The 17,215-nt window shown below is 35.1% G+C and carries 17 protein-coding genes and 1 pseudogene; 9 read left to right on the forward strand and 9 right to left on the reverse strand.

Features of this window, described 5'->3' with window-relative positions:
* Positions 1–231 precede the first annotated feature (231 nt).
* From hisH to QNJ66_RS11490, 5 genes are all read right to left on the reverse strand, one after another.
* Positions 232–867: an imidazole glycerol phosphate synthase subunit HisH gene (gene hisH, locus QNJ66_RS11470; protein WP_300506687.1), complete on the reverse strand. Its 636-nt coding sequence runs from the start codon at positions 865–867 to the stop codon at positions 232–234.
* A 63-nt stretch (positions 868–930) separates the two neighbouring features.
* Positions 931–2,118, reverse strand: coding sequence for a cyclophane-forming radical SAM/SPASM peptide maturase GrrM/OscB (grrM, locus tag QNJ66_RS11475; RefSeq protein ID WP_300506690.1), 1,188 nt, complete (start codon positions 2,116–2,118; stop codon positions 931–933).
* A gap of 9 nt (positions 2,119–2,127) precedes the next feature.
* The gene (gene grrA, locus QNJ66_RS11480) at positions 2,128–2,526 is read right to left on the reverse strand and encodes a GrrA/OscA1 family cyclophane-containing rSAM-modified RiPP (protein ID WP_300506693.1); all 399 of its coding nucleotides are present in this window, start codon (positions 2,524–2,526) and stop codon (positions 2,128–2,130) included.
* Between the two features lie 67 nt (positions 2,527–2,593).
* Positions 2,594–2,944 carry a GrrA/OscA1 family cyclophane-containing rSAM-modified RiPP gene (grrA, locus tag QNJ66_RS11485; RefSeq protein WP_300506696.1) on the reverse strand — a complete coding sequence of 117 codons (351 nt, stop codon included), beginning with the start codon at positions 2,942–2,944 and terminating at the stop codon, positions 2,594–2,596.
* Between the two features lie 128 nt (positions 2,945–3,072).
* A complete protein-coding gene (locus QNJ66_RS11490; RefSeq protein ID WP_300506699.1) occupies positions 3,073–4,236 on the reverse strand; it encodes an extracellular solute-binding protein in 1,164 nt (387 codons plus the stop codon).
* A 114-nt stretch (positions 4,237–4,350) separates the two neighbouring features.
* On the opposite strand from QNJ66_RS11490, the gene QNJ66_RS11495 reads away from it, so the two are divergent.
* Complete coding sequence (locus tag QNJ66_RS11495; protein WP_300506701.1) at positions 4,351–5,043, forward strand: TPM domain-containing protein; 693 nt, start codon at positions 4,351–4,353, stop codon at positions 5,041–5,043.
* 77 nt (positions 5,044–5,120) lie between these two features.
* Here QNJ66_RS11495 and QNJ66_RS11500 read toward each other — a convergent pair.
* Positions 5,121–5,432, reverse strand: a pseudogene (locus QNJ66_RS11500) (IS1 family transposase); the annotation flags it as partial.
* 175 nt (positions 5,433–5,607) lie between these two features.
* Between QNJ66_RS11500 and QNJ66_RS11505 the strand changes: the two are divergent.
* From QNJ66_RS11505 to QNJ66_RS11525, 5 genes are all read left to right on the forward strand, one after another.
* On the forward strand, positions 5,608–5,904 hold the full coding sequence (locus tag QNJ66_RS11505; RefSeq protein ID WP_300506704.1) for a hypothetical protein: 297 nt from the start codon (positions 5,608–5,610) through the stop codon (positions 5,902–5,904).
* Between the two features lie 6 nt (positions 5,905–5,910).
* Positions 5,911–6,312 (forward strand): type II toxin-antitoxin system VapC family toxin, encoded by a 402-nt coding sequence (locus QNJ66_RS11510; protein ID WP_300506706.1) that lies wholly within the window; start codon positions 5,911–5,913, stop codon positions 6,310–6,312.
* Positions 6,313–6,469: 157 nt separating this feature from the next.
* Positions 6,470–8,668 carry a phosphoketolase gene (locus QNJ66_RS11515; protein WP_300506708.1) on the forward strand — a complete coding sequence of 733 codons (2,199 nt, stop codon included), beginning with the start codon at positions 6,470–6,472 and terminating at the stop codon, positions 8,666–8,668.
* Positions 8,669–8,760: 92 nt separating this feature from the next.
* Complete coding sequence (locus QNJ66_RS11520) at positions 8,761–10,083, forward strand: AAA family ATPase (RefSeq protein ID WP_300506710.1); 1,323 nt, start codon at positions 8,761–8,763, stop codon at positions 10,081–10,083.
* On the forward strand, positions 10,080–10,763 hold the full coding sequence (locus QNJ66_RS11525) for an HNH endonuclease (RefSeq protein WP_300506712.1): 684 nt from the start codon (positions 10,080–10,082) through the stop codon (positions 10,761–10,763). Before QNJ66_RS11520 ends, QNJ66_RS11525 begins: the two co-directional genes overlap by 4 nt.
* Positions 10,764–10,968: 205 nt before the next feature.
* On the opposite strand, the gene rpsO is transcribed toward QNJ66_RS11525, so the two are convergent.
* Positions 10,969–11,238 (reverse strand): 30S ribosomal protein S15, encoded by a 270-nt coding sequence (gene rpsO / locus QNJ66_RS11530; RefSeq protein ID WP_300506715.1) that lies wholly within the window; start codon positions 11,236–11,238, stop codon positions 10,969–10,971.
* Positions 11,239–11,405: 167 nt separating this feature from the next.
* On the opposite strand from rpsO, the gene QNJ66_RS11535 reads away from it, so the two are divergent.
* Both QNJ66_RS11535 and QNJ66_RS11540 read left to right on the forward strand, forming a co-directional pair.
* Positions 11,406–12,662 (forward strand): serine/threonine-protein kinase, encoded by a 1,257-nt coding sequence (locus QNJ66_RS11535; protein ID WP_300506718.1) that lies wholly within the window; start codon positions 11,406–11,408, stop codon positions 12,660–12,662.
* 15 nt (positions 12,663–12,677) lie between these two features.
* Entirely contained in the window at positions 12,678–13,214 is a 537-nt protein-coding gene (locus QNJ66_RS11540; RefSeq protein WP_300506721.1) for a peroxiredoxin family protein, read from the forward strand.
* A gap of 1 nt (position 13,215) precedes the next feature.
* Here the strand turns inward: QNJ66_RS11540 and QNJ66_RS11545 are convergent, their stop codons facing one another.
* Both QNJ66_RS11545 and QNJ66_RS11550 read right to left on the reverse strand, forming a co-directional pair.
* Positions 13,216–14,871, reverse strand: a complete 1,656-nt coding sequence (locus QNJ66_RS11545) for an NYN domain-containing protein (RefSeq protein WP_300506724.1) — start codon at positions 14,869–14,871, stop codon at positions 13,216–13,218.
* A 371-nt stretch (positions 14,872–15,242) separates the two neighbouring features.
* Entirely contained in the window at positions 15,243–16,418 is a 1,176-nt protein-coding gene (locus QNJ66_RS11550) for an amino acid ABC transporter permease (RefSeq protein WP_300506727.1), read from the reverse strand.
* A 253-nt stretch (positions 16,419–16,671) separates the two neighbouring features.
* Here QNJ66_RS11550 and QNJ66_RS11555 point away from each other — a divergent pair, with 253 nt between their 5' ends.
* On the forward strand, positions 16,672–17,100 hold the full coding sequence (locus QNJ66_RS11555) for a mannosyltransferase family protein (protein WP_300506730.1): 429 nt from the start codon (positions 16,672–16,674) through the stop codon (positions 17,098–17,100).
* The last annotated feature ends 115 nt before the right edge of the window (positions 17,101–17,215 follow it).

Consider the following 17,215-nt stretch of genomic DNA (forward strand, 5'->3'; position numbering starts at 1 on the left):
ACAAGTTCCCAGGCTCACCACGTTTGCCTCAAAGGGCGTAGTGATATTTCCTTAAACCCTGCCAATTCAGGTGTTGGGCGTGTACTTTCCGAGAGTCCCCCGGTAGGTTTTTAAGTCTTGTACTGACTAACTTTATTTTACCATATTCACGGCATTTTTAAATGCCGAGTGGTTCTACATCACCTGTTTAAAAACAGGCGTTTTGAACATCCCGTGTGTTGTTATAATTGGTCAAATTTTCAGGTTTTGCTGAACCATTGCTGCAAAATTGGAAAGAATTTGCAATCCATTATCCGATGATTTTTCCGGGTGAAATTGTACCGCCATTAGGTTATCACGGGCGATCGCTGCTGTTACAGTTTGGCTACCATGACTCACAACAGCAGCATTCATGTCAGCATCAACCGGATCAACATAATAGGAATGGACAAAATAGACGTAAGGATCTGAGGTTAAACCTTGCCATAAAGGAAGATTGGGCTGAGTGAATTGTAACTGATTCCAACCCATCTGGGGTATGGTCAAATTAGGCTCAGATTGAAAACGACGCACCTTCCCTTTAATAATACCCAACCCTGGTTCTTTGCCTTCTTCTGACCCCTCAAACAGAATTTGTAGCCCCAAACAAATGCCCAAAAATGGCTTACCTTGGGAGATGGCAGTTTTGATCGGTTCCTCCAAATGACGCGATCGCAAATGTTGTACAGCCGGATCGAACGAGCCAACTCCGGGCAGTACGATCGCCTCAGCGTCTGCAATATCTTGGGGAGAATCTGTAATTTTTGGCTGAATTCCTGCTTTTTCTAGCCCTTTACAAGCGGAGTGCAGATTACCCATATCATAGTCAATAACAGCCAGGAAGCCCATAAATATCCCTTGTGGTTAATATTTCCTATTTATAATGATAATTGATTTTTTGTTTGCTACAAATTAATTAATCCCAAAAGAACTTTCTAAAGCTTCTAACACTACATCTGTGACTATTTTAGTCCGATAACGACAAGCTTGGGTTTCTGTTGAATTAAAACTGCCATTTTCCCAGTATTTGTTACTTCCGGCACCCCCTCCACAGACCCCAAAATAATCACAACTTTGACGACAAGCATTAACTCCTTGTATCATATCTTGATAGATTTGTTTAAATTTTTCACTATAACAAACTGACTCTAAACTATCTCGTAAAACATTACCTAAAATAAACTTTCCATAGGGTTTAATATCAACTGATAATAATTCAGGGTCGAAGGTGGAAAAATTACCTAAATAGTCAATATTTAAAATAGAAAAAGGATGATTCATATCAGTTTTTGCTAATCTTTGGTTATCGCAAATTAATCCACAAACTGCCTCAAACTCTCTCACCTTAAATTGATCATTAGTTTGGCTCGTTAATTCCCAAAATCTTTTCATAAACTGATAATATTTTTCTTCTGTGCCAACTTTATCTAAGGAAGATGTCTCATTAATCCCTTCTGTTTCTTCCATATTAAAAGCAACATCATTAATACCATTTTCCCAGAAAAAATTAAAAATCTCATCAGGATAGTTTAAAGATTCTTGAGTAATTACACCAATAATATTAAAGTAAATATCATTTTTTTGTAAATAACGAATCCCTCTCATAACACTTTCATGAGTTCCTAAACCTGTAGGGGTTTTACGATGAACATCGTGTAAAAAATCAGGACCATCAATACTAACTCCCACACACATATTAGACTCTTTAAAAAAGTCACACCAAGCTTGATTGATTAAAATGCCATTGGTTTGTATTGAATGATAAATAGGAACTTGTTTGCTATTATATTTTTCATTAGCAATCTCAATCCTTTTAAACACCTCTTGATAATAAGAGATCGGTACTGCTAAAGGTTCCCCTGCGTGCCAACAAATATCAAGAAATTCTCCCACAAAAGGACTGGTTAAAATTTCTTGGAAAATGGGTTCAATTAAGTCAAGAGATAACCTTTCCTTCAAATCTCGATTCGGTAAATAGCAATAATCACAATCAAGATTACAAAAAGGTGTAGGTTGAATCACTACTAAATTAATTGGGCCAAAAGATGAAACATCAATTAATTCACTTTGAGTGCTATTGATAGATAAATGTGTTGTCATTTTCTCTCCTTACCAGCGACGGTTAACAAAACCACCACCATTTCGCCAACCACCTCCACGGTTAACAAAACCACCTCCACCATAACGATTATAAAAACCTCCACCATTACGGAAAGGACTTCTATTGACAAAACCCCCTCCTCCATGACGATTGGCAAAACCTCCGCGATATCCATTCCCCCAACTTCCTCGACGACCATTTCCCCAACCTCTTGCTATTAAGTCTTCATCGGTTTCATCTGCAATATCAATCCCACTATCCTGTATTGCTTCTGTTAAGCGAGATATACGATTTTCTATGGTTAACTTTTCATTGGATAAAGTACCATGACTTTTGGCAATAGAAGTGGTTAAAGTAGAAACAGCTAAAAGGAAACCGACACAAGTAATTTTTGTTGTAATCCGCAAAATATTATCTCCCTATATAGATGAAAAAAAATAGAAAATAGTTAACAATCAATTCTTTTTTTAATAATTAGTAACGGTTGTAGAAACCACCACCATTACGAAAAGGACTGCGATTAACAAAACCGCCACCACCACTACGATTGGCAAAACCACCCCCTCCACTATTAGCAAAACCGCCACCACCACTACGATTGGCAAACCCTCTTGCTAATAAGTTTTCTTGTTTAGTTGTTGAACTATTGATTGTTTCAATTTCCCGATTTTCTATAGCTTTGGTAATACGAGATAGGCGATATTCGATCTTATTAGATAGATTGTAATCCATAGGTTTTTTCGGACTGGCAGTTGCTGCTGAAACGGTTACAGTAGATACCGCTAACAAGAAACCCATGAAAGTGATTTTATTATTAATTGCCATTATACTTGACCTGATGAGAAAAGACTTTTAAAAAGTGTAGCAAAAAAACGGCTTAATTTCCACTATGATGTTTTAACATTTAGATAACTAATAAAATATTAGCCTAATTCTAATTAGGAAAATAACTGTTAACTGTTTCTCATTTTTTTCCACAGCTTAATATATTGTTCTTCGGATATTTTTGATAAAGGTTCTAAAAATTCACATTTTTCAAAAATAGCTGAGTCAATAAACAATAAAGGATTATTAATAATATCAGGCGAAAGTTCTTGTTTATCCATAGTATTAATAATAGGAGAAGCAGCATCAGCAAACAAAGAAATCAGATTAGCAGCTTGAGGTTGCCAACAAAAATCAAGCCATTGTTGAGCCATTTTTGATAATTCTTTTTGTCCTTCTTTTGCTTTTGGTTTAACCCAAATATCTGACCATATAGAAGTACCAGAAGCAGGAACCACTGCTTTAATATTACGATTTTTAGCCATCAAAGGAATAATCTCATTCGACCATCCCACACTCACCCAAACATCCCCAACAACTAAAGGTTGTAAATAATGTTGATCGCTGTAATATTTAACTTGTTGATTAAGGTTTAAAAGTTTGCTTTTTAATTGAGAAACTTGCTCTAAATTGTTCGTATTGTAAGATTCTCCTAACTCTTTCAAAGTCAACCCAATCACTTCTCTGGGTTGGTTGACCATAGAAATGCGATCGCTCAAACGTTGATCCCATAAATCAGACCAGTCTTGGGGTTGCCAGTCCAGTTTATCAGAGCGATAGGCTATTAATGTGGTTCCCCAACGATAAGGTGCGCCCCAAATTTCCCCGTTTTCCTGTAAATTTCCCTGTTTATCCCGTTTTACCAACTTTTGCCAAACAGAGGGTAAGGTTTGCCAATTTTCAATCTCACTAATATTCAAGGGATCAATTAACTTTTTTGCGATCGCTTCCCCTAACCAAACATCCCCCAAAGTTACAAAATCACTCAAAGAAGGTGGTGGGGGATTAATTACAGGAATTTGCGGTAAATCTGCTAATAAACCTTTTTTTTTCTCATCTTTATCCTGCCAGGTTTCTAGCAACGAAAAGAGTTCCTTTAATTGGCCTTGGGGTTTAAAATCAAGAGACGATCCCGAAGAGATTTGTTGACGAAAAACCCTCAACAATTGAGGAGGAACAGAACCTTTTAACAATAGTACCCGTAAATCGGCACCAGAACTACCACAACTTGATAAAAGATGCGCTAATGCTAAACTTCCTGTGGTGGTGACAAAAGAACGACGGGTCAGCATACAATTTACTTTATTACAGATCAAGCACAAACTCAGTATAACTTGTTTGCAGCTACGCCTTTATGTGTGAAAATAATTAAAAATTCAGCTATTATTTTCACCCAATGATTTGCCATGAAACCCATAAAATATTTTATAGGACTCATACTCTGTTTAGCTATCGCTTTGACTACGGCAGTCAACCCTGCTACTGCTACTGGGGTCTATGACCTGCCGGTATTAGGTCAAGGATCTGATACTTGGATTATTGATCAAGCAGATGCTATTAGTTTGAGCAATGAAAACCGTTTGAGTGGTCAATTAGAAAAATTAGCCACCAACAATGGCACAGAAGTTAGACTGATTGCTGTGCGTCGCTTAGATTACGGTGTGACTATGGAAGGATTAGCGGATGATATTTTCTCTAAATGGTATCCCAGTCCCGAAGAACAGGCTAACCAAGTCATTTTAGTAGTAGATACCTTCACCAATAAAACCGCCCTCCGTCAAGGAGAAGCTACTAAGTCCTTGCTAACCGATGATATTGCTACGAGTGTGGTTAAAGAGACGGTTGCAGTTCCTTTGCGTCAGGGTGCTAAATATAACGAAGCGTTTCTCGAAGCAGGCGATCGCTTGGTGGCTGTTTTAGCAGGAAATCCTGATCCCGGCCCTCCAGCAGTTGAACAGTTGAACATTGAAAGCACTTTCACCAGCGCGGAAGATACGGACGATACTAGCGCAACTATTTGGGTTGTGGTTCTTATGGTTTTGGCCACGGTTATTCCTATGGCTACCTATTTCTGGTATGTGGGTATTCCTGGTCGTTAAAGCCTCAAAAAACTGCTCTTTTAAACTAGGGGTTAACACTGGTTAACCCCTAGTTGTTTTTTTCACAGGTATTATAATTAAACAATCAAAGAAAGATTCTTATTTTTTAAGTAATAACCAAGTAGTTTGATTGATAAAAACAACATTTAATCAGACTTTGAATAACAAAAGGTTTTACGATGTAATCTTGCCAAGTAATGTCGTAATCGACTGTTTTCTTCTTCAACTCTTGTCATATATATTTTACTAATAATCTGGTCACCATCTGGAATAAAATTTGGATAAACTTTGTAGCCATCTGTTATCCAAAAATAACAATTCCAATTTTTGATTTTGTTCCATAATCCTTCAAATGTGTCTGAACTTCTATCTCCAATTACATATTCTAAAGATATTTTAATGGCTCCCACTGCTATGATTAAAGAGTTAACAGTTGTTTCTAATGATAGTGATTTCTTGAGAATTGAAGCATTAAGTTTAGAAAACTGGACACAATTATAAATAGATTTTGATATAATAAAAGATGAAAAATAATTTTAATAATTTATCTCACGAGGTGTAAATATGTTATCAACTGATATACAACAAGAATCAATGATTAAGCGAATTAAAAAAGTCGTGTCTACCTTAATGGAAGAAGATTCTTTATTTAGAGAGGATCTAAATTACTCAGATATAGTGGATCATTTAACTCACTTATTTAATAACAATTTACCTTTTCAGGAATTTAATACTATGTCAGACGAGGAATTAAAACATCATTGCAGCGGAATCATGTCTATAGAAATATTATCAAAAGTTGGAGAAGATTTTACTCCCGAACAAATGAAAAATTTTGATGAAGGTATTAAGCGGAAATAAGAAATTATGAACTATTTATTAGATACTAATATCGTCTCCTTAATTGTTAGACGTGATTTGAATATATTACAGAAAATTAAAGAGGTAAAAAGTCAAAGAAAGGAAATATTTATTAGTTGTATTACTTATTTTGAAATTCAAAGAGGATTTTTAGCAGTTGATGCACCCAAGCAAAGAGCAAGATTTGATAAATTTTGCCAAACTCATACTATCATTTTATTAGATGACTTAGCTATCTTAGAAAAAGCAGCAGAAATTCATGCTAATTTGAGGCTAAGGGGATTACCAATCCAAACCGAAGATATTTTAATTGCCACTACTGCTATGATTAAACAGTTAACAGTTGTTTCTAATGATAGTGATTTCTTGAGAATTGAAGGATTAAGTTTAGAAAATTGGACAAAATAATAAATCAATGTTGAATTAAACAATAACCTATCATCTCTATAACAACGATAGAAGAATTTCCATTACTAAAAATCCTTAATATTTTCTAAATAAATCCCCACAAACCTGTAAGATCGTCTTAATACTTGCCGTTATGTAAAATAGGAAGAACTCACACATGACAGTTGCCAGCGCAATACCAGCATTTTGTCAAGGAATTCAACATTTTGGGGAAAACTTAGCTAACTCTGAACAATACACCACAGAAGCAGCCATAAAATCGGGAAATAAAGCCATTTCCTCCCCTAACGATGCTAAAGCCGTCTTTCAAACCATCTTAGCAGCCGACGCATTACGCTACTTAACCCTACAAACCGCAGCCACCAAACAGTCAGGCCACCCTGGAGGGTTTGCAAGTATCGCTGACACCATTGCAGCTTTAGTGATGCTAGGCCATAAAAATATTCTTACTGAAGTTGGCCACCACGCACCAGGCTTTTACAGTAATATGTTTTTAGACCGTTCCCTAGAAGACATGGGCATTAAAACCGTGCAGCAGATGGGTGAACGGTTTCGAGAGATGCACGGGCTACTAGGACACCTTTCCGGACAAATACCCGGACTTCTCAACCCGGCTGGTCCCTTGGGACAAGGACAACATTTTGCCATGGCCGGTGCCAAGTTACATCCTGGGGTACTTTTCCCCGTCACCATTGGCGATGGTGGGTTAGGGGAACCCTATATTATGAGCAGTTTTGGTCACTTTAATACAGCCTTTCCTCAAGTCACTAACTTCTTACCCATCTTGGTTTGGAACGGTTATTCTCAGGAACACCATAGTATGGTTTCCACCAAAACCAACGAAGAGATGATCGCTTATTGGCAAGGAAACGGTTTTGCTGAGGTCATTTTAGTAAACGCTAAAGACTACGATGACAGCAACCAAGCAGGGGAATATGTGGATAGTACCCAGTTTTCTCTTGCGAAACGGTTAGCCTTTACCCAAGCTATTTTAGAAGCAACAGATAAAGCAGCTAAGTCTGCTTTAGGCGGGACATTAACCGTTCTCATCGTCAAACAACTCAAAGGGGCCGGGGTTCACAAACGGGGCGCAAAATCTCATAATTTATATCCTGGGGATAACTTAGAAAAAGACTATATCGTTAGTGCCTTGAAAGAACGCGCTTTATCACCTGAAGCTTGGCAACTGGTTCGCACCAACTTTGAACGGTCCGCTGGTGGTCCTGCGTCTCATAATGTGGTCACAGAAAAAGTGTTACCCTTGCCAGAGTTGGGAGAGTTACCCTTAACAGAATATGAGGTACATGGGGATAAAAAAGTTGCTACCACTGCTATGGGTGAGTTAGTGGTTCATGTGGGACAAAAAGACCCTAACTTTGTCATTGCCAATGCTGACGGGAATGCTGCTTCTGGGATTAATAATATCAATATTGGTTTAAAAATTGTTCATCCTACGGTTGATGATCTTTATTTTCAAGGGCCAGGAGGACAGGTTTATGAGCCTTTAAGTGAAGATGCTTGTTCTGGTTTAGCTGCTGGTTTGGCTTTATTTGGATCAAGGACTTTATGGTGTTCTTATGAGTCTTTTGCTATTAATGGTTTACCTATCTGGCAAACAGTGACTCAAGCAATGGCTGAGTTACGTCGTCCCACTCCTTCTACTATTACTTTGTTTACTGCCGGTGCATTAGAACAAGGGCGTAATGGTTGGACTCATCAACGGCCAGAAATTGAAAATTATTTTGCTGGAATGATGAGAAATGGTAACATCTTTCCTCTCTTTCCTTGCGATGCTAATAGTATTCAGGTTTGTTATGATTGGGCGGTTAAAACCAGTAATAAAGGGATTACTATTACTGCCAGTAAGTCACCCTTACCTATTCGCACAACCTTAGAACAAACTCGTCAAGGTTTACAGGATGGGGGCATCGTTTTACACGACAGTGAAGGTAAGAAAAAAGTTGTTTTTGCTGTCATTGGTGACATGACTTTAATTCCTGTGTTTGATGCTGCTTTACATTTAGAAAGTGAGGGTATTGGGGTAAGAATTGTTTCTATTATTAGTCCCCGTCGTTTATACCGTCCCCATGATGTTGCTTGGGAAACTTGCAGCGAAAAGGATAGTCATTTCTTGGATGAGCAAGGGTTTGAAAAACTGTTTGGTGGTGACGCTTTAATTGGGGTAACTGGTGGAACTTCTGCTATGTTAGAACCTGTGATTTTACGTAGTAATAGTAAGCGTGATACCTTCGCTTGGAAACGAGGAGAAACAGCCTCTAGTGCAGGACAAGTTATGGAATTTAATGGTTTAACCGCAGACGCTTTAAGTAAGCGCGCCAGTGAATTATTAGCCTAATATTGTAGGGTGGGCATTGCCCACCTTAATTATCATATAGAATCAAAAAATGGTAGTTAAATAACTTATTATAATGACTCAAGAGACAATCAATGAAAATTCTTCTGCTTGGATTAGAAAACTTTAGAGGATTTCAAAAAACAAGTTTTTTTTTATCGTCACAATTCACTGTATTTATTGGAGATAATTGTACAGGAAAAACAGCTTTATTAGATGCTTTAGCTATTGGTATAGGAAGTTTATTTCTGGGTTTTAAAAATGTTGATTCTCGCCATATTAAAGATGATGAAGTTCATAGAATAAGTTATCAAAAAGATCAAATACCAACCCTAGAACCTCAATATCCTGTGAAAATTTATTGTCTGGGTTCAATTGATAAACACTACACTGATTTATTGGATACAAATTTTGATAAGATTTTTTGGACAAGGGAATTAACAAATAAAGGAGGAAAAACAACTCGAAAACAAGCAAATGATTTGATTAATTTATCTAAGAAAATTCAACAAAAAGTGAATCAAGGGGAAGATATTATTCTTCCAGTTATTGCTTATTATAGTACAGGAAGACTTTGGTTACAAAAAAGAAATAGAAACCTAAAAACTTTAAAACCTGACTCAAGAATGAGAGGTTATATTGATTGTTTAGATGCTGCATCTAATCCACATTTGATGTTAAGTTGGTTTAAAACAATGGAAATAGCTGGTATCCAACAAGGAGAACCAATTAGAGTTTTAACAGCCGTCAAAAAAGCGATTGCTGATTGTGTTTATTATTGGAACAATGCAAAATATGATATATTAGAAGATGATTTAATAATCACCTCCAAGGATGGTAATTTACTCCCTTTTAGAATGTTAAGTGATGGGGTTCGGAGTATGTTAGGAATGGTTGCTGATATTGCTTATCGTACAGCAGTTTTAAATCCTCAATTAGGGGAGCAAGCAGCAACAGAAACTCCTGGAATTGTTTTAATAGATGAAATAGATTTACACTTACATCCAAAATGGCAAAGAAGAGTAGTTGATGATTTAAAAAGAACATTTCCCAAGATTCAATTTATTGCCACAACCCATTCTCCTTTTATCATACAATCTCTTAAAGAAGGGGAATTAATCAACTTAGATAAACCTGAAGAAATGGAAGAATATGAAAACAAAAGTATTGAAGATATTGGCGAAAATGTTATGGGAATTGAGAATATACAAAGAAGTGAAAAATATCAAGAAATGATGCGAGTTGCCGAAGAATATTATAAGGTTCTCCAAGAAGCTAAAAACAGCAATTCTCAACAAGTAAAGCAGTTAAAACAGAAACTAGATGAATTAATTGAACCCTATAGTGATGATGTCGCTTATCATGCTTTTTTAAAGATGGAACGTCAAGCAGCCGGTTTAGGAGATAGTCAGGAATGAGACCACTTATTCGAGGGGAAAAACCTAACAATAAAGATTTTCAAAATTACGGAGAAGCTAAACCTTATCTTATAGAGAATATAGGCAAATACTGCTCTTATTGTGAGATCAAACTCAATCACTCATCAGCAGAAGTTGAACATATTAAACCCAAAAAAGACTATCCTTCTCTTAAACTGAAATGGAAAAATTTTCTCTTAGCTTGTAAAAATTGTAATACAATCAAAGGCAAAACCGATATTAATCTATCTGACTATTTTTGGTGTGACCTTGATAATACATTTCGAGCATTCACTTATAGTAATGGTTTTATCAAAATTAATGATAATTTAACTGAAAGAGAGCAAGAAATTGCCAAAAATACGATTGAGTTAACTGGACTTGATAGAGTACCAGGACACCCTAAGCATTCACGTAAAGATACAAGATGGAAAGAACGTCAAGATAAATGGGGAATAGCAGAAAAGTCTTATAATAATCTTCAACAAAATGATACTGAATCCTTACGAGAAATGATTGTTGTCCTGGCTGTAGAAAGTGGGTTTTGGTCAATTTGGATGACTGTATTTAGTGATGATAAAAATATGCTCGAAAGATTTATCAAAGCGTTTCCAGGAACTTGTAAAGATTGTTTTGATCAAGATTTTAATACAGTTCCTCGTCCTGGAGGTGCTTTATAATGATATTGTGCTAAAAATTTATTAGGTTTTTTATGAATATAGAGACATTTAAAATAATAATATTAATGATTTTTAGTTTTTATTTTTCTATCTTTCAAAGAGAAGTAATTATTAATTGTTAATTACGAGTAGTGGAGGGGGCAGATATATCCCGTCGTGAGTCGGGAAACTCCACCCATGATTTGTTATTTGGGTGGGGAATATATTAGCGACGAATGCCAAGACGTTTAATCAAAGCTTCATAACGATTGGCATCTTTGCCCTTGATATAGGCTAATAATCGGCGACGACGGCCAATCATTTTCAAGAGTCCTCTACGTGAAGCATGATCCTTGGGATTTTGCTTAAGATGATCCGTCAATTGGGTAATGCGTTTAGTGAGGATAGCGACTTGTAAATCGGCTGAACCGGTGTCGGTTTCGTGAACCTGATATTCACTAATCAGGGTTTGCTTTTCATTAGCGGTTAAACTCATAAAAATAATTGAATAAATACTCCAACCTCTTATAATATCATGTATTTCCTAATTTAACTACCATCACCAGTCTTGATTATTAATCTTGGATGAAATCTGAAAAAAATTAGTGCATAAGTTAATCTTGGAGTCTAAACTAAAGAAAGATTGACTCGTGGCAAGTCCAGATGAGCCTCTGCATTAACCCTCAATGTTCTAATCCTGATAACCAGGACACATCCCTATTTTGCCAAAGCTGTGGCTCGGAGTTACTGCTTGACGGACGCTATCGTGTCCTTAAAGAGCTAGGTGGTGGCGGTTTTGGTAAAACCTATGAAGTACAGGATAGTAACCCCCAAAACTCCGATAGTAACAAACCCATTAATAAAGTTCTTAAAGTTCTTCTCCATAATCATCCTAAGTATGTTGAACTCTTTGAAAGAGAAGTCCATGTTTTGAGTCGTCTTCACCATCCAGGGATTCCTCAGATTGAACGGGATGCTCATTTCACCTTTTTCGTAAAAAATGGTAATACGCCCCTGTACTGTTTAGTGATGGAAAAAATAGAGGGGCTAAATTTGAGGCAGTATATTGCTCAGCGAGGTAACTGTATTTCCCAAAAGATGGCCATTGAATGGTTGATGCAGTTATTACGAATTTTAGAAGAGATCCATCATCATAACTTTTTTCATCGTGACATTAAGCCTTCCAATATCATGTTGCGTTCTACGGGACAATTGGTTTTAATCGATTTTGGCACCGCTCGGGAGGTTACAGAGACTTATTTATCAAAACAATCAAGTGGAGAGGTCACAGGGCTATTTTCGGCGGGCTATAGCCCCATTGAACAGTTGAATGGTCAGGCGGTTCCTCAGTCAGATTTTTTTGCTTTAGGACGGACCCTTGTTTATTTGTTAACAGGAAAACATCCCAGTGAATTATATGATTCCCGTCTTGATTGCTTAAACTGGCGAGAGATTGTTCCTGAGTTATCACCTGAGTTTGGTGATGTGGTTGATCAAATTATGGCACGCTTGCCCAATCAACGTCCTTCCTCGGCTCAGACTATTCTCAATGAGTTAGAGAATATTTATCATGATCTGTATGGTTCAGATAACTTTCTGGATACTTTTTCTCCCAATACAGTTAAGGAAAATACTGATGATATGCCAACTCGTGTAGCACCTCCTAATACACCTTTACCTTTGCCTCCTAAACCCACATCTTTTTCCTTTAGTGAAACTGAGGAAAAGATTGACCCTAGTTTTGTTGAACAGTGTCAAACAGAATTAGCTGATTTAATTGGCCCAATGGCTTCTTTACTCTGTCAAAAAACAGTTAAGAAAAATCCTAATATTTCTCCCAAGGATTTTGTCAACTTCTTAGCTAGTAAAATTCCTGATCCTGACAAAGCAGACGATTTTAAACAAAAATTATTACGTTAAGTTTTTATTTATATCATGTTAACATCCACAGATTTCACGGGGTTAATTAATCGACGTTTTTTTTATAACTTTTTACCCATTCCCGCCACGAATCAAATTTTATTAGGCAGCCAAGCTCCTGATTTTAGGTTACCAGATATTACTAACAACCTAACGGTTAGATTAGGTGATTATTTTCAGCAAAAACCGGTTATTTTAGCTTTTACTCGTATCTTTACAGAAAAGCAATATTGTCCTTTTTGTTATCCTCATATTCTTGAACTCAATAAGTATTATGAAAGATTTGTTGAGCGTGGAGTAGAGATTTTAATGATTACCAGTACCGATGCCAAACAAAGTCAAATTGTAGTAAGAGATTTGGGCTTAAAAATGCCTTTATTGAGTAATCCAGATTGTCGGGTATTTCGGATGTATCATACCGGTCAAGCTTTAGGCGCACCGCTTCCAGCACAGTTTGTATTAGATAAAACAGGAAAAATACAGTACAAACATTTATTTTCTTTTATAGATCATAACGCTAGTGTTGATCAATTGTTGCTAAAAATTTCCTGATCTAAGAATTGATTAATTTTTCAAAGATATCCTTTTGAAACTCATCATCAAAGAAATCTAATAATTTTTGTCTCATAGAATTTAATATTTTTTCAACAATGGAATCAATGTCACAAAAATCTGGGCTAATAGTTAGATTAATTTCAGGTAAATGGTTAATATTTTCCTGATCTTTTAAAATATTCGCACCAACAAGATTAGTGATGCAAGAATTAACTGATTTTAGTTCATACTCAATATTCTCCTGATCCAGATAGTTACATAAAAAATCTCGATTTATGAAAGGTTCTTCAAGTTCAAAAATTATAGAAATAATCTTATATTGTTCATGCTGATTCAACATTCTAAATTTTGGCTTTCCTGTAGCTAAAATTGCCGAGTAATTATCAGGAGAATGAATATAAGTCTCATCTAAATCAGGCAATCTCTCTAATTCGTTTAGAGATAAACTCCGATATGTAATAGAGGTAGTATTATTGGTTGATCTTGAAACTCCAAGTTGTGTATCAACAGTAATATACTGTAAGAATTCTACGAATTTACCAAAACCAGCCAAGCGTGGATCAAAGTTTTCAATTCCAAACTTAAAAGCTTCTTTGACTACTGATAGACTAATTCCTTTTTTTCCAAGATTTTTTATTGATTCATTATCATTAGTCAGCCAATCAATAATACGTTTTGACTGTTCAATAATTTCATTGACATCTTCGGTAGATAGACGATCTAAATCATTAGTCATTCTCTTTACAGTCTGATTAGTAATTTTCAAGTTCAGTAATAAATCTTCGTTACCATCTAAGTTTTGTAAGTTATGTTTATCATTATCTCTAAAAAATACTTTTACTTCATTATTAGGCATTAATCTAGCAACAACAGGCAAATCTTCAGTGATAATTTTAAAAAAGTCAATAAATTTTAAAATCCCTATGCTAGATGGATTAAAATTTTCAATTCTACATTTTAGAACTTCTCTAATTATTGATAAATTTATTCCCTGATTATTCAGGTGTTTCATATATTCTGGATCATGAATTAACCATTCAATTATTTTTGTAGAATGTTGAATGATTTCAGATTTATCTTTACTTGATAAGAAAGGAATAAACCGAGAAGCTTTTATAGCAATTGAGTTATTTCCACCATTTTTTTTATTTAATTTACTAGCAAATATTGTATCATTAACAGGTTCTTCTAGAGGAATAAATAAATCACATACAGATTCAAATATTTGATTAGTAGATGATTTATAAGCACAGCCTATTACTTTTTTTCCGCACTCATGTAGCTTTTTACCTAAAGCAGAAAAACCACCATCACCAGAAACAATAACAAAGAGATCAAGCCAAGGTCTAACATAAGCCAAATCTATTGCATCAACAGCTAATTGAATATCAGCAGCATTTTTTTTCTGATTTCTTGATAAGCCGAAGATTTGAATAGGTTCAATACCAAGTTCACTGATTTCTTTTGCCATTACATTGAGACGAGAATCACTCCAATTAGCATATGCCCTTTGAACTCCAATTCCATTTATAAGATTAGAACTTTTGATTTTTTCTAGTATTTCTTTTAAAGATACATTACTAGCCATTATCTCTGCTTGTTTATACCCATAAATAAGATTCTCGATATCATAAAATATAGCGGTATTTTGCACAATTAAATTCCTCTATAACTTCATATACAAATTTGTTGCTAAGGGGGATGTTAACGAAGTCAGAAGTCAGAAGTCAGAAGTCAGAAGTTGTTTTTGAAACAGAGATTTATCCTCCGCTTCAAAAACTATGCGCCTTAAAAGGCGGGGTTTTAGACCCAACTATTTTCGATAATCCCTGATTGTCTCATAGACTAACCATAATTGCAACATTAACTAACCTGAGTTCGATAATAGGAAGATTTATAGACAACTCATCACAATGAGAAGTTTCAAACACTAATTATTTTATTAAAAACGTAGGGGTAAACGGCCGTTTACCCCTACACTGAACTCCGAATTCCGAACTCCGAAATCAGGTAACTATTATTCGTTTATTTATTTTCTAATCGACGACTTAATAAGGACATAGAATAACAAAATAGCCAATAAATAGCTGCAACAAAGATATAAACCTCTCCATAACGACCGATAAATTTCGGGTTAGCTAAAATAGACTGAGAAATCCCTAATAGATCAACTAATCCTACAATGGCTAATAAGGAAGTATCCTTAAAAAGACTAATAAATTGACCAACAATAGTAGGAATAACCACTCTTAATGCTTGGGGTAATACTACGAAAATTAAGACAAAAAAACCATTTAATCCCAATGCTTTCGCTGCTTCTGTTTGTCCTTTGGGAACTGATTGTAAACCCCCTCTAACATTTTCTGCTAAGTAAGCAGCACTAAATAATGTGAACCCGGCAATAGCTCTAATAACCCGTTGAATTCGCATATCTTGAGGTAAAATTAACGGTAACATTACCTGTGCCATAAAAAGTATCCCAATTAAAGGTAAACCTCTAATTAATTCGATATAGGCAATAGATAACCAGCGAATAAAGGGTAAAGCACTTTGTCTTCCTAATGCTAATAGAACACCAAAAGGAAAAGATAAAACAATACTAATAATGGCCACAAAAAGTGTTAAAATTAAGCCACTAAAATCATCCAATCTAACAGGCCGTAAAAAGAAAGCTCCTTGTAATAATCCTAACAAAAAAAAGAAAGTTAATCCCCAAATCAAGGATAACCAATTACTAAAATCAGGTAATTTTCTACTGATTTTTTGACCCATTATAGCGAATGTTACAAATAAGATTAAAATCACTAATAACTTAGCACTAGAAACTAAACTAATAGGAATCGCTAATAATGCTAAAATAACAGAAATGAAACCTAAAAAGATTAATATTATTGGGTTGAATAAATTATTATAATGTGTTATCAAACCCCAAGAAAAACCAATTAAACTAAAAATAATGGCTAAACTTGTCCAAGCTCTCCATAATAAACTAACTGGATATTGACCAACAAAAAATAAGCGTAAATTAGCGGTAATAACGCCCCACTGTGCCTGAAATATCGCCCAAGAAATTAAACTCGAACCAACCCAAAATATAAAAACTAAACTAACTAAAGTAAGAAGACTATTAAACCAGTTACTAAAAAGATTCTTTTTTATCCAATTTATAGAACTCTGACTATTAGAAAAGACAAGAGACATAATAATTCTTTAATCCATTCAATCTCCTCAATATAATAAAAAACTTTGTAAAAATCAAGGTATGATTGATAATCTTGAAAAAAATTAAATTATAAATTTGTAAAAACTGGAGTAAAGTATGACATATTATATTATAGTTATAAGTTTATGACATGAGAAAATAATGCTATATTTTTTTCGTCAGATATTACGCAATGAATGGTATTTTGTTTTCTTAATGGGTTTACTAAGTAGGGGCCTTATAATTATTACAATGATGATTATTTCACCCTTGCTTCATATCGGATTAGAGAATGATCGGGTTGATTTTGGGTGGGAAGTATTTTCAGCTTGGGATAGTATTTTATACCAACAAATCGCAACTAATAGTTATGATACCTCAGATAGTCAACCGGGTTCCAATGTTGCATTTTTCCCATTATTTCCTTTGTTAATTAGATTGGGTACAGCAGTAGGATTGCCTTCTAATTTTGTAGGAATTATAGTGAATAATATTGCATTTTTTGTTACTCTATTTGTTGTTTATATTTGGATTAAAAAAAGCAATAGTGATTTAGCTGCTCGTTGGGTTGTTGCTATTTTGGCTTGGTGTCCCTTATCTATTTTTGGTACAGTTATCTATACAGAAGGAGTATTTTTACTATTTAGTAGTTTAGCCTTATTTAGCCTGCATTATTCATGAAGAAAAAACAAAACCTAAAAAATAAGAAATTGGCATCAAAAATTATTTTTTATGAAATGGATTTTTTAAAAATCGTGAATTCGGCTAATTCAATCACTAAAAACTAGCGAAAAAG

The sequence above is a fragment of the Crocosphaera sp. genome (genome assembly GCF_030064895.1).
GTDB lineage: Bacteria > Cyanobacteriota > Cyanobacteriia > Cyanobacteriales > Microcystaceae > Crocosphaera.

Excerpts from the sequence above, each read along its gene's own strand:
- hisH (WP_300506687.1), bottom strand. The coding sequence starts at position 867 with ATGGGCTTCCTGGCTGTTATTGACTATGATATGGGTAATCTGCACTCC.
- grrM (WP_300506690.1), bottom strand. The coding sequence starts at position 2,118 with ATGACAACACATTTATCTATCAATAGCACTCAAAGTGAATTAATTGAT.
- grrA (WP_300506696.1), bottom strand. The coding sequence starts at position 2,944 with ATGGCAATTAATAATAAAATCACTTTCATGGGTTTCTTGTTAGCGGTA.
- QNJ66_RS11490 (WP_300506699.1), bottom strand. The coding sequence starts at position 4,236 with ATGCTGACCCGTCGTTCTTTTGTCACCACCACAGGAAGTTTAGCATTA.
- QNJ66_RS11495 (WP_300506701.1), top strand. The coding sequence starts at position 4,351 with ATGAAACCCATAAAATATTTTATAGGACTCATACTCTGTTTAGCTATC.
- QNJ66_RS11505 (WP_300506704.1), top strand. The coding sequence starts at position 5,608 with ATGTTATCAACTGATATACAACAAGAATCAATGATTAAGCGAATTAAA.
- QNJ66_RS11510 (WP_300506706.1), top strand. The coding sequence starts at position 5,911 with ATGAACTATTTATTAGATACTAATATCGTCTCCTTAATTGTTAGACGT.
- QNJ66_RS11515 (WP_300506708.1), top strand. The coding sequence starts at position 6,470 with ATGACAGTTGCCAGCGCAATACCAGCATTTTGTCAAGGAATTCAACAT.
- QNJ66_RS11520 (WP_300506710.1), top strand. The coding sequence starts at position 8,761 with ATGAAAATTCTTCTGCTTGGATTAGAAAACTTTAGAGGATTTCAAAAA.
- QNJ66_RS11525 (WP_300506712.1), top strand. The coding sequence starts at position 10,080 with ATGAGACCACTTATTCGAGGGGAAAAACCTAACAATAAAGATTTTCAA.
- rpsO (WP_300506715.1), bottom strand. The coding sequence starts at position 11,238 with ATGAGTTTAACCGCTAATGAAAAGCAAACCCTGATTAGTGAATATCAG.
- QNJ66_RS11535 (WP_300506718.1), top strand. The coding sequence starts at position 11,406 with ATGAGCCTCTGCATTAACCCTCAATGTTCTAATCCTGATAACCAGGAC.
- QNJ66_RS11540 (WP_300506721.1), top strand. The coding sequence starts at position 12,678 with ATGTTAACATCCACAGATTTCACGGGGTTAATTAATCGACGTTTTTTT.
- QNJ66_RS11550 (WP_300506727.1), bottom strand. The coding sequence starts at position 16,418 with ATGTCTCTTGTCTTTTCTAATAGTCAGAGTTCTATAAATTGGATAAAA.
- QNJ66_RS11555 (WP_300506730.1), top strand. The coding sequence starts at position 16,672 with ATGATGATTATTTCACCCTTGCTTCATATCGGATTAGAGAATGATCGG.